Raw genomic sequence first — 11650 nt, forward strand, 5'->3', positions numbered from 1 at the left:
AAAAGCTGGGCGAAAGAATACTCGCGCTAAGCCTTAATAATCACCTAATGAATCAAATATTGGTAACCTTGATTGGCTCTTCTTTTTCTTTCCGCGCCACATAATCACGAATCTGCGCTTCTAAATCGTCAACAATGGAATGGTTATCGATACGCAACTTTTGCCGCTGCCCATCCATGTAAAAACCGCTCTTATTCTTAGCACCGGCCAGACCAATTTGCGCCACTAGGGCTTCGCCTGGGCCATTCACCACACACCCTATAATCGATACATCGAGCGCAGTAGTGATATCTTCTAAGCGTTGCTCAAGAGCGTTCACTGTGGAGATAACATCGAATTCTTGCCGGGAACAGCTGGGGCAGGCAATAAAATTAATACCACGGCTACGAATACGCAGCGATTTCAAGATATCGAAGCCTACTTTAATTTCCTCAACCGGGTCGGCCGCTAACGAAACCCGAATGGTATCGCCAATGCCTTCGTTCAAAAGCATACCTAAACCGATTGCAGATTTCACCGCGCCAGCGCGCATGCCACCCGCCTCGGTAATGCCAAGGTGCAATGGTTGCTCAATTTGTTTCGCCAACAGCCGATAGGCATCAACCGCTAGGAATACATCGGAAGCTTTCACACTCACTTTAAAATTCTGAAAATCGAAGCGATCGAGAATATCCACATGGCGCATAGCCGATTCTACTAATGCAGCACCCGTGGGCTCGCCATATTTTTCTTGGATATCTTTTTCTAACGAACCGGCATTTACGCCAATACGAATGGGAATGTTTTTATCTTTGGCTGCATCTACTACCGCACGAATACGATCTTCATGGCCAATGTTGCCTGGATTAATTCGCAGGCAATCAACACCATATTCGGCAACCTTGAGCGCTATGCGGTAATCAAAATGAATATCAGCTACGAGCGGAGTAGTTACTTGCTCGCGAATTTTTTTAAATGCCTCGGCTGCATCCATAGTTGGCACAGATACTCGAACGATATCAGCACCCGCCGCAACAATTCGTTCAATCTGCGCCACGGTGGCAGCAACATCATCGGTAAGTGTGTTCGTCATTGATTGCACGGCAATTGGCGCGCCATCACCAATGGGCACATCGCCTACATAAATTCGGCGGCTCTTACGGCGAGTTATTGGAGAATGATGGATCATGGTGTGAACTGCTCTTTGCTGTAAATCGTTATAATGAGTACGTGCTTCTAGAAGTATTCAGATTCATTCTTGCGCGCTCTGGCGCGTTCGCTGATCTAGTGGTGCCGTATTTTAGCTGCGCGGAAGCGTGAACCGCGCAATGCGGCCGCCGCGAAACTCACTTAAATCTATCTGCTCACCACGAAAATAAACAGCCACAACGCTTGGTGCACCTAAGGTTAGCTCATATGGCGCAGCACCATTCAAGGGCATCACGTAACCGCTTTCTTTTACACCGTAAGCAATTGCCTCACCTGAATTATCTTCAATACGAATCCAACTATCGCCCGAAAATACTAAAACGAGTTCACCTTGGTCCGCCGGGTTATTAGTAGCTCGATTAGAATTAGCACTCTCAGTATCCGCGCTTTCTGTATCCGCAATCTCTGTACCAGTTGTAGAACCTACATCGCCAACAATCGGATTTGTATTGGTATTATCAACCAATTCGTTAGCATTTCGGTTATTCTCTCTCGGCGGTTGCGCAGGTGTACTGCTACCAGCAGCATTAATTGCTTGGCTATCAGTTGTTTGGTTGCTAGGCCCGGGAACTTGCCCCGCTGCTGGTTCAGAACCAGCAGCTAGTGTTGTTGCTGACAATTCCCCTAGGTTACTTGTGTTTACACCGCTATCAACACCACCGAGTTGTTCGTCGGTCGGTTGCAACCCTTCTGCTTCAACACTATCGTAATCAGTAGGTGTTTCAGCAGAGTAATCGGCTACTTCAAAAGACGATTCAATACTGCTTGAATTCGCCTGTTCCCGATCTTCAACGAATTGCTGCCAAACAAATACAGCTACCGAACCAATAAGAATCAGTATGATGATCCAAGTAAAAAACATTAATCGGCTGTCTTGGGTTTCAATACTAGTTTTTTTGGAAAAGCTTTGCATCTGTCCTTTGGGCTTTTCATCACCAGTAAGATGCTCATACGCCAAAAGAATCTCAACATCATCTATATGAAGTAACTTTGCATAAGAACGAAGATAGCCACGGATATAGGTTCCACTAACGTGAGCCGTAAATATATTGTCTTCGAGTTCTTGAATTTGTTGCTGGCGTAAGCGCAGCCTATCGGCAACCTGCCCCACCGAAAGGCCCATATTTTCACGCCCTAAGCGTAATAATTCACCTGGCGTTGGCCGCTCCCCGATGAGCTCTTCTACAACTTCTGGTTGCAGATCTTCGTCTGATTCATTTTTATTTGTCATGATAGATTGAGATTCACCACGTTATTGCTATCCATAGCTATTATTCGCGCACGTTCTTAACCGACCACATTTACTTGGATCGGTTCCCCAGATTTTTGTTTTTCTTGTCGTTTTAATAATCGTTTTGTGCGGTCCACAACATCACCTACAAGTTGCCCGCATGCCGCATCGATATCATCGCCACGGGTTTTCCTTACAATAACGGTATATCCGTAATCCATCAACACTTTAGAGAATCTGTCGATACGAGAATTACTTGAGCGCCCGTACTCCGAGCCTGGGAAAGGATTAAATGGAATTAAATTTATCTTGCTCGGTGTATCTTTCAACACTTCGGCGAGCTCATGCGCGTGCTCAGTAGAATCGTTGATATGGTCAATCATCACATACTCTACCGTTACCTTAGTTTGCGCCTTCGAAGCTTCCACATAGCGGCGTGATGCTGCCAAAAATTCAGCTATCGGATATTTCTTGTTAATCGGTACTATTTCATCACGCAATTTATTGTTTGGTGCATGCAATGAAATCGCTAATGCTACATCTACTTGCTCACGAAGTTGATCAAGCGCTGGTACCACGCCCGATGTACTTACGGTAATGCGGCGTTTGGATAAGCCGTAGCCGAAATCCTCGAGCATTAATTGCAGTGCTGGCACCAAATTTTTCATGTTCAGCAACGGTTCGCCCATCCCCATCATTACAACATTAGTTACCGGCTTAACGCCAGTATCGCCGTAGGAACCAAGCAACTTATTCACTCGCCATACTTGGCCAATGATTTCCGAAACTTTCAAATTACGGTTAAAGCCTTGCTGGCCGGTTGAGCAAAAAGTACATTCCAATGCGCAACCTACCTGCGAAGATACGCAAAGCGTGGCACGGTCGGCTTCTGGAATCCATACTGATTCTACTTCTTGGCCATCACTTAATTCCATCGCAAACTTAATGGTACCGTCGATCGATTCTTTTTGAACCTTGATTTCAGGTGCCTTAATTTCAGCGATTTGCTTAAGTTTTTCACGTAAAGGCTTATTCAAATTTGTCATGTTGTCGAAATCGTCAATGCAATAGTGGTATATCCACTTCATTACCTGATCGGCACGAAATGGCTTCTCCCCAAGTTCAGCAAAGAACTGGCGAATACCTTCTCGGTTCAAATCAAGTAAGTTAACTTTCTTCATTGTGGTTTCCATTGCATTGACCTCTCTTCATATGACTACAAACATAGTCAAAAAAGGGGCTTAAAGCCCCTTTTTAATCACGCGCTTCGCTTACAGTTTAGCGAGTGCGTGAACAAACTTCTTCATCAGAGAAGAAATAAGCGATTTCACGAGCTGCAGATTCAACTGCATCTGAACCGTGAACTGCGTTTTCATCGATAGTTTCTGCAAAATCAGCGCGCAAAGTACCGGCAGCGGCTTCTTGCGGGTTAGTAGCACCCATGATTTCGCGGTTCTTACGAACTGCATCTTCGCCTTCCAACGCCATTACAACGATAGGGCCTGAAGTCATGAATTCAACCAATGCACCAAAGAAAGGACGTTCGCTGTGTTCAGCATAGAAGCCCTCAGCCTGTTCTTTGCTTAAATGCATCATTTTCTGACCTACGATACGTAAGCCTGAAGTTTCAAAACGATTAACGATTGCGCCGATCACGTTTTTAGCAACCGCGTCAGGCTTGATGATGGAAAGTGTGCGTTCCAAAGCCATTGTATACTCCTGGTAAAAGTTGGCTCCGCAGAGCCATTCAAAGTGGTTAAAAAAGACGCACGGATTATACGTGATTTAGAGCAAGTTTCCCAGTAAATTTCAGTTTCCGCTAGTCATTCGAATAATCTTGAAAATATATTTACACGTTTATATTTCGCTTTTGTGTATTCGCCTATTGGCAAACCTACTATTCTGGTGTAGTTTAGACGTCCAGATGGTTATTTGATTCTATTTAATTGAGGTATTTATGGCCGGTTTATTTCAGGAAGCAACCCTTGCTGGTGGCTGCTTCTGGTGTCTGGAATCAGCTTTTAACCAACTCCAAGGCGTAGAGAAAGCCAGTTCAGGTTATGCCAATGGTGATATCGCCAACCCAACCTACAAGCAAGTTTGCAATGGTGATAGCGGCCACGCTGAAGTTATTCGCTTAATTTACAACCCAAGTGAGATAAGCTTTCGGGAAATCTTGGAGGTGTTCTTTGCCTTGCATGACCCAACGCAGCTAAACCGCCAAGGCCATGATATTGGAACCCAATATCGCTCAGGCGTGTTCTATCATAACGATGAGCAACGGCTAACTGCAGAAGCAATTATTGCGGAAATCGAAGCAGAGCAAATCTGGCCAGGCAAAGTGGTTACTCAAGTAGAGCCAATCCAAAGCTATTATCCAGCCGAGGATTATCATGAAAACTACTTTGAACGGAACCCAGAAAATCAATACTGCCAAGCAGTGGTTTCGCCGAAGTTAGCTAAATTTCGCCGCACTTTTGCAGCCAAGCTTAAACCTGTTATCTCCGCCCAAGCGAGCTAACTTTCGCAAGTTAGCCGAACAACCAGAAACATCGCTTGCGGTTTAATCTAGCTGCCGCAAGCGTGGCACTACATCGCGTAACAAACCAACGGTGTAATCAAGCTCTTCAGCGGTAGTATAATTACCGATACTAAAGCGAATGGAGCTATGCGCTAATTCATCACTGAGCCCAATCGCGCGAAGCACATATGAAGGCTCTAAACTTGCCGATGTGCAAGCCGACCCAGAGGAAACCGCAAGCTCTTGCAGAGCTAACAATAGCTTTTCACCATCTACGTCGGTAAAAGCAACATTCACTATCCCGGGAACACTCTGTGCAGGCTCGCCGTTAATTTTTGTGCCAGCAATTGAAAGCACTTCATTGGTAAAATCACTGCGTAAAGCTTGAATGCGTTGAGAATTCGTCTCTAGTTCTTGCTTTGCAATCAGCGCCGCTTCTCCCAAGCCAGCAATTTGATGAGTTGCCAGTGTGCCTGAACGCATACCGCGCTCATGGCCCCCACCATGCATTTGTGCAACCAACTGGGTGCGCGGCTTGCGGCGAACATATAGCGCGCCAATTCCTTTCGGCCCATACATTTTGTGTGCCGAAAGAGAAAGCATGTCAATATCTAAATCACGCACATCAATCGGCATTTTGCCGACACTTTGTGCCGCATCAACATGAAAAATAATATCCTGTTCTTGGCAGATCTTCGCGATCGCCGCAATATCTTGAATAACACCGATTTCGTTATTAACCTGCATCACGCTGATTAACACGGTATCAGGCCGTATTGTTGAACGCAGCGCTTGTAAATCCAGAACGCCGTTACTTTGTACATCTAGGTAGGTAATTTCAAACCCGCGGCGCGCTAATTCCTTACAGGTATCGAGCGTTGCTTTATGCTCGGTTTTTACCGTAATAAGGTGCTTTCCCTTGCCTTGATTAAATTCTGCGGCGCCTTTAATAGCCAGGTTTGTGGCTTCAGTAGCGCCCGATGTAAATACGATTTCACGAGGATCCGCATTCAACAATTCGGCTACCCGTTCGCGTGCTTCATCAACTGCTTCTTCAGCCTGCCAACCGAACCGGTGCGAGCGAGAAGCTGGGTTGCCAAATATGCCGTCGATAGTTAGGTATTGCATCATCTTTTCTGCCACCCGTGAATCCACCGGAGTAGTGGCGGCATAATCAAGATAGATGGGGAATTTCATCAGGTTATTCCTCGTTGCGGCTGAGTTAGTAAATGCCGCAGAGCTTTAAATGTGCAAATTTAATTCAATTTTGTGTTCGTGATTCTCACCGTAGCGCTTTTTTTGTTGCTCAGAAAGTGATTGCACATCTTGCTGCGCTACCAATTCAGCCAGGGTAATTGCAGAAAGAAACTCATCAATACGCTCACTTAAACCCGCCCAAAGCGAATGCGTTAAGCAACGTGTACCACCGTGGCAATCAGATTTACCTTGGCAGCGGGTGGCATCAATGCTTTCATCTACCGCATGAATAACTGCGGCTACTGAAATATCACTTGCTGATCTACCTAGCTGGTAACCACCGCCCGGGCCACGCACGCTGCTCACAATCCCACTGCGGCGTAAACGAGCAAAAAGCTGCTCCAAGTAGGAAAGTGATATACCTTGGCGTTCGGAAATATCGGCCAGAGGTACAGGCCCTTTATCTTTGTGCAAAGCTACATCAAGCATCGCTGTAACTGCGTATCGGCCTTTTGATGTTAATCGCATGCATTACCTCATTTAACTATTGCTTTCGAGTTTGAAAGCTCATGCGTACCGCTAATTTTTGCCTCTCAATCTATTTATAGAAAAGAAAGTAAAGGCTCACAGGAACGTACGCAGAGGGAGTTTATGCATGAAACTTTATCATTCCCGACTATTCCTATCAAGTATTTAACCTAGTAAAACACTCAAGTTTACGTTTTCGGAACATGCTTCTCCAAAGACGACAAAACACCGCGCAAAATTTTCAATTCATTTTCTTCCAACCGAGTCCGAGTAAACAACCGGCGCAACTTTGTCATAACGGTGCCTGGATGCTGTGGGATAATGAAGCCCGAGTGAGTGAGTACTCGCTCCAGATGATCATAGAAACTTTCAACTTCACGGTGATATGGATACTCTTGCTCAGGCGCAACCGGCTCAGATTGAACCGCAAGAAAAGCCATACGCATCTCATAACTAACCGTTTGTACTGCCATTGCCAAATTCAATGAGCTGTATTCCGGGTTTGCTGGAATATGAATATGGAAATTACTCTGTTGCAGTTCTTCGTTAGTTAAACCACTAGCTTCACGCCCGAATACAATCGCAACTTTCGCTCCACCCAAGCCTTCATGAATTGCCTTCTCACCAGCTTCACGCGGCGTTAATTGCGGCCAATCTAGGGTGCGATTTCGAGCACTAGTAGCGAGCACCAAGGTGCAATCTGCAAGCGCTTCAGCCAATGTATCAACCGTTCGAGCATTCGCTAGAACATCGGTTGCACCAGCAGCTAACGCTTGTGCTTTGCCCTGCGGTATTTCTTGGGGATCGACAAGCACAAGTTCTTGTAGCCCCATAGTTTTCATTGCCCGAGCTGCCGAACCTATGTTCCGTTGATCGGTGGTACCTACTAACACAATTCGAATTTCGCTTAACATTCCGCAACTTCCATCGTTATATTGAAGCCATATAGTGCGTGGCCGTTCAGTGCATAATACCGTTATACCGGCGAACAAAAAAGCGCTCAGATACTAGCACAGCAGGAGTTTGATTGCATCTGAGTACGAACATGCCTATAATACCGACGAATTTTTCACCCGCTCTTTGCCAGTACAGGAAATTCCCATGCATGCAATTTTAAACATTGCGGTGCGTGCTGCTCGTGCAGCCGGCCGTGTAGCTATGAAATCATTCGCTCAGCCTGATCAAGTTGAGGTAAGCTCAAAAGGCTTACATGATTATGTTTCAAACATTGATAAAGCTTGTGAAGAAGTGATTATCAGCACGATTAAAAAATCGTATCCAGATCACGCCTTTCTAGCGGAAGAATCAGGTGAACACGGTGCTAAAGGGGATTACCTGTGGGTAATCGATCCAATCGATGGCACTACCAATTATATTCGTGGCATTCCACACTTCTGTATCTCTATTGCACTTACCCACAAGGGTATAACACAACACGCTGTTGTGTATGATCCGGTGCGCGAAGAAATGTTCACCGCTAGCCGCGGTGCAGGCGCGCAACTTAATGGTTACCGCATTCGTGTTGGCGGCGGTAAAGATCTTGATGGTGCCCTACTTGCTACTGGCTTCCCATGCCGGATGAAACATTTACTTCCAGAATACCAAGCTGTGTTTAACAAATTCTTTGAACAAACAGCCGATATTCGCCGCGCAGGCGCAGCAGCGTTAGATTTGGCTTATGTTGCCGCTGGCCGTTATGATGGTTTCTTTGAAGCGGGCCTAAAATACTGGGATACCGCAGCAGGTGAACTGTTAGTGCGTGAAGCTGGTGGTGTTGTTACTGATTTTGGCGGTGGCACCAACCACAACAATTCTGGAAACATCGTTGCCGCTACACCGCGAGTGTTACAAACTATGGTTTCGCAAATGCGGCCTTTATTATCGGCATCAATGCGCAAATAAAGCTACTTCTAGCTCGGTTCTTAGAAACACAAACGCCGCAATTAATGCGGCGTTTTTTGTTTAGAATTCAAGATGATTTAAAACTCTAAATCATCTGTTTCTAAATCATAACAGTAGTCGATATCTGTTAATTCCTTTTCGAGGCGTTGGCGTTCTTGAATTGCTTCAATTTCTCGCCATTTCCGCTTTGCTGCCCGACCCTTACTTGATTTCTCAGTATTGTTGAGTTCGTCGTTCATGGGATTCCCCTTTTAAAAATATCACTGTTATATTTTTGTTAAAGCGCAGTTACTTTGTACCACAAGCAGCGAAATTATAAAAGAAGTATGTTACAAAAATGTGTACTGTTCGGATTCTGGAGTTTCAGTATTGAGCCATCGAATAGGAGATTTACCCTGTTCCTGCAACCACTTATTAGCGGCGCGAAAATGTCCGCAAGTAAGAAACCCTCGATGCGCAGAAAGTGGCGAAGGATGAACCGAATTAAGCACTAAAGAGCTTTTTCTATGGATGGAGTTTGCAACAATAGGTTCTGCAACATTCTGAGCATGCTTGCCCCACAAAAGGTAGGCACAAGCTTGATACTGGGCAAGATAGCGAAGCGCATTTTGAGTGAATTGTTGCCAACCCAATTTAGCATGCGAGCCTGCTACGCTTTCGCGTACCGTTAGTGATGTATTTAGAAGTAAAACACCTTGCTCAGCCCATGCTTGCAGATCACCGTGCATTGGAATTTGAGCGCTTGGATAATCATTTATGATTGCTTTGTAGATGTTTTTCAGAGAAGGCGGTGGCTTTACTCCTTTAGGTACCGAAAAAGCTAAGCCATGCGCTTGATTCGGCTGGTGATAGGGATCTTGCCCTAAGATAACGATTTTAACCTGCTCAATAGGCGTGAGCTCAAACGCTTTAAAAATATCGTGCTCTGGTGGGTATACCACCACACCACTTGCGCGTTCTTCGCTTAATTTTTGTTGCAGCTTTTGGAAGTATGATTGCTGCTGTTCCTGAGCCATAAAGGCCTGCCAACTCACCATGCTCTTTCCTTCAGCGATTTTGTTTAAACGGCAATGATTTAGTATTCAATTACCGAACCTATGCGCTCAGTAACTTTCTACAAATAGGTAAATATAGCCAACAAAAAACCGCCCGAAGGCGGTTTTTATCAAACATACTCAATATTAAAACGCTACTGAGAAGCTTGCTGATACATGGTCACGATCCTGCATTGGGTCGTAATCTGCACCGCTGTAGTTGTTGTAACCTACAGTTACGTTATATTTGCTCATATATGTGGCATTTAACACAACACCTAGGTTCAAACGGCCTTCAATGAAGTTTGCGTTTGGTGAATAACCTTTAATATCATGGTTCACCACTAACGTAGGCGATAAATTCCAACCGCGATACACGTTATTGAAATCAAATACTGCGCGTAAACGATAACCAAATGAAGTAGTAGTTACGAAACCATCACAGTTAATATCTGAAGCTGCAGCTGGGTTACCTAGCTGACGCTGATCACGCACTGTTAAGCACTTACCGTACACTGGGTTACGGCCAAAACGCTGCGTATCCAAATCAGGCAAGTTATCAATGTGGTTCGTAGCAACTTCAGCAAGTAATGTCATTCGATCTGAAATCCAGAACTGTTCGAAGAAGTTAATGAACGTCATTTGCGCTTGATAAACTTTCAGCTCTTCAAAACCAGCCGCGTAGTTACCTACTGGAATACCATCTGGCCGCGCTTGTTGAATACGGCCAGTGAATGTACTTGGCACGTTTGGTCGCAAGCCTGCAGTAAGGATTTCAGTAGTATTAATTTGCACTGCCTGATTCGGGCGATAGCTTACTTCACCTGCCCAAGACCAACCGGCTAATGTAGTACTGAAGCTAGCACCAAAAATTTGGTTATCTTCAGGCCATTCTAGGAAATACATCGGGCCATTTGAAGCAACAATGTTGTTGCTCATATTTGGCGTATCCCAGTCGTATGCAGAAACTATTGGCGCGTGGTTATGTACGTTAATGTAATACAAACCAAATTCAGTATCTAAATCTAGTGAGTAGTGGCGCACACCTACACCCCACTGGCCACCATCGCTAGCATCTCTATCTGCTGCACGGGATACATATAAACCAGCTTCAACTGATTCTTGGTCGCTTAAGAAACGGCCTGGTGCTACTTCAGGGTTCAAGGTAACTTTGTTACAACCTTGGCCGCCTAAAATATCAACTGTAGAAAAGAACGTGCCACAACCATCTAGCTTAGTGTTATCCCACTCAAAACCAACAAACGTATCAACAGTAGTATTCGGAGCAACACCAACTGATAAGCTCACCATACCCACTGGTAGAAGTGCTTCGCGAACTTCAGCGCCTGGCCGACGTGCCGCGTTAACATCTAATGGGTTGATAGAGTTAATACCGTTGAATACCAGCGTGCTCTCACCCCAACTTAAAACTTGACGGCCGATACGTAAATCTACCGGCGTAGTACCAACATCGAACTGCGTGTAGTAAAACGCATCAAGTACGTTAAAACCTTGGCCTTGTGAGTAATCATCAAAGGCGTCGCCTTCAAGGCGCGAATTTGGGGTGTAATTATTACCGGTATGACCATGAGCCACGCCTTCGCTTTCTATTACCGCATCATGCCAGTAATTGAAGCGCGTAAAGAAGCCACCGTAACGACCAGCATTAATATCAAGGTCGTGAATACCCTTAAATACTAATGACGTCATATCGCCACGATCAAAGTTCAAGTTACCATCATCAGCCACACCCGATTGCCCACGTCCACCTTCGTAGTTACCCGGGTGTAAAACGCGCGCATCACGAGAACCGGTACGCCAAACGGCACCTACCGAGAATGTTGAATCAAATTGAACGGCGAAAGGCCCCAAATCGAAATCTGCGGCTTGTACTGGTACGGCTGCGATCGCTACTGCTACTGCAGAAGCTAATGGAAGTTTTTTAAACATAGTTGTTCTTCTTTTCATTGTTGTTGCCACCTATCCTGCGTACCCCGAATCGGGAGTCCCTGGCTAATGACTTTGGAAAAATCATGTATGATTACTCGC

The 11650-nt window shown here is 45.3% G+C and carries 12 protein-coding genes; 2 read left to right on the top strand and 10 right to left on the bottom strand.

The annotated features are described in order from the left end of the window. Window positions 1–52 precede the first annotated feature (52 nt). The 4 genes from ispG to ndk form a co-directional block, all read right to left on the bottom strand. Entirely contained in the window at window positions 53–1168 is a 1116-nt protein-coding gene (ispG, locus tag A28LD_RS08715) for a flavodoxin-dependent (E)-4-hydroxy-3-methylbut-2-enyl-diphosphate synthase (RefSeq protein WP_007420712.1), read from the bottom strand. Between the two features lie 111 nt (window positions 1169–1279). Next, complete coding sequence (locus A28LD_RS08720) at window positions 1280–2419, bottom strand: RodZ domain-containing protein (RefSeq protein WP_007420713.1); 1140 nt, start codon at window positions 2417–2419, stop codon at window positions 1280–1282. 56 nt (window positions 2420–2475) lie between these two features. After that, entirely contained in the window at window positions 2476–3612 is a 1137-nt protein-coding gene (locus A28LD_RS08725) for a bifunctional tRNA (adenosine(37)-C2)-methyltransferase TrmG/ribosomal RNA large subunit methyltransferase RlmN (RefSeq protein ID WP_007420714.1), read from the bottom strand. A gap of 85 nt (window positions 3613–3697) precedes the next feature. Further along, window positions 3698–4129, bottom strand: coding sequence for a nucleoside-diphosphate kinase (gene ndk, locus A28LD_RS08730; RefSeq protein ID WP_007420715.1), 432 nt, complete (start codon window positions 4127–4129; stop codon window positions 3698–3700). A gap of 247 nt (window positions 4130–4376) precedes the next feature. Between ndk and msrA the strand changes: the two genes are divergently transcribed. Next, window positions 4377–4940, top strand: coding sequence for a peptide-methionine (S)-S-oxide reductase MsrA (gene msrA, locus A28LD_RS08735; RefSeq protein WP_007420716.1), 564 nt, complete (start codon window positions 4377–4379; stop codon window positions 4938–4940). 42 nt (window positions 4941–4982) lie between these two features. On the opposite strand, the gene A28LD_RS08740 is transcribed toward msrA, so the two are convergent. The 3 genes from A28LD_RS08740 to trmJ form a co-directional block, all read right to left on the bottom strand. Then, entirely contained in the window at window positions 4983–6137 is a 1155-nt protein-coding gene (locus tag A28LD_RS08740; protein WP_007420717.1) for an IscS subfamily cysteine desulfurase, read from the bottom strand. Window positions 6138–6182: 45 nt separating this feature from the next. After that, window positions 6183–6665 (bottom strand): Fe-S cluster assembly transcriptional regulator IscR, encoded by a 483-nt coding sequence (iscR, locus tag A28LD_RS08745; RefSeq protein WP_007420718.1) that lies wholly within the window; start codon window positions 6663–6665, stop codon window positions 6183–6185. Between the two features lie 188 nt (window positions 6666–6853). Continuing rightward, window positions 6854–7579 (bottom strand): tRNA (cytosine(32)/uridine(32)-2'-O)-methyltransferase TrmJ, encoded by a 726-nt coding sequence (gene trmJ / locus A28LD_RS08750; RefSeq protein ID WP_007420719.1) that lies wholly within the window; start codon window positions 7577–7579, stop codon window positions 6854–6856. A 187-nt stretch (window positions 7580–7766) separates the two neighbouring features. On the opposite strand from trmJ, the gene suhB reads away from it, so the two are divergent. Continuing rightward, on the top strand, window positions 7767–8567 hold the full coding sequence (suhB, locus tag A28LD_RS08755; RefSeq protein WP_007420720.1) for an inositol-1-monophosphatase: 801 nt from the start codon (window positions 7767–7769) through the stop codon (window positions 8565–8567). A gap of 77 nt (window positions 8568–8644) precedes the next feature. Here the strand turns inward: suhB and A28LD_RS12170 are convergent, their stop codons facing one another. From A28LD_RS12170 to A28LD_RS08765, 3 genes are all read right to left on the bottom strand, one after another. After that, complete coding sequence (locus A28LD_RS12170) at window positions 8645–8806, bottom strand: DUF3545 family protein (protein WP_007420721.1); 162 nt, start codon at window positions 8804–8806, stop codon at window positions 8645–8647. 90 nt (window positions 8807–8896) lie between these two features. After that, window positions 8897–9604, bottom strand: a complete 708-nt coding sequence (gene ung / locus A28LD_RS08760) for a uracil-DNA glycosylase (protein ID WP_007420722.1) — start codon at window positions 9602–9604, stop codon at window positions 8897–8899. 144 nt (window positions 9605–9748) lie between these two features. Further along, entirely contained in the window at window positions 9749–11551 is a 1803-nt protein-coding gene (locus A28LD_RS08765) for a DUF1302 domain-containing protein (RefSeq protein WP_040487206.1), read from the bottom strand. Window positions 11552–11650: the final 99 nt, after the last annotated feature.

Origin of the sequence: Idiomarina sp. A28L (assembly GCF_000218785.1) — a bacterium.
Lineage (GTDB): Bacteria > Pseudomonadota > Gammaproteobacteria > Enterobacterales > Alteromonadaceae > Aliidiomarina.

Coding starts and splice junctions, on each gene's coding strand:
- msrA (WP_007420716.1), top strand. CDS start 4,377: ATGGCCGGTTTATTTCAGGAAGCAACCCTTGCTGGTGGCTGCTTCTGG.
- suhB (WP_007420720.1), top strand. CDS start 7,767: ATGCATGCAATTTTAAACATTGCGGTGCGTGCTGCTCGTGCAGCCGGC.
- A28LD_RS08720 (WP_007420713.1), bottom strand. CDS start 2,419: ATGACAAATAAAAATGAATCAGACGAAGATCTGCAACCAGAAGTTGTA.
- ispG (WP_007420712.1), bottom strand. CDS start 1,168: ATGATCCATCATTCTCCAATAACTCGCCGTAAGAGCCGCCGAATTTAT.
- A28LD_RS08740 (WP_007420717.1), bottom strand. CDS start 6,137: ATGAAATTCCCCATCTATCTTGATTATGCCGCCACTACTCCGGTGGAT.
- trmJ (WP_007420719.1), bottom strand. CDS start 7,579: ATGTTAAGCGAAATTCGAATTGTGTTAGTAGGTACCACCGATCAACGG.
- ndk (WP_007420715.1), bottom strand. CDS start 4,129: ATGGCTTTGGAACGCACACTTTCCATCATCAAGCCTGACGCGGTTGCT.
- A28LD_RS12170 (WP_007420721.1), bottom strand. CDS start 8,806: ATGAACGACGAACTCAACAATACTGAGAAATCAAGTAAGGGTCGGGCA.
- iscR (WP_007420718.1), bottom strand. CDS start 6,665: ATGCGATTAACATCAAAAGGCCGATACGCAGTTACAGCGATGCTTGAT.
- A28LD_RS08725 (WP_007420714.1), bottom strand. CDS start 3,612: ATGGAAACCACAATGAAGAAAGTTAACTTACTTGATTTGAACCGAGAA.
- ung (WP_007420722.1), bottom strand. CDS start 9,604: ATGGTGAGTTGGCAGGCCTTTATGGCTCAGGAACAGCAGCAATCATAC.
- A28LD_RS08765 (WP_040487206.1), bottom strand. CDS start 11,551: ATGTTTAAAAAACTTCCATTAGCTTCTGCAGTAGCAGTAGCGATCGCA.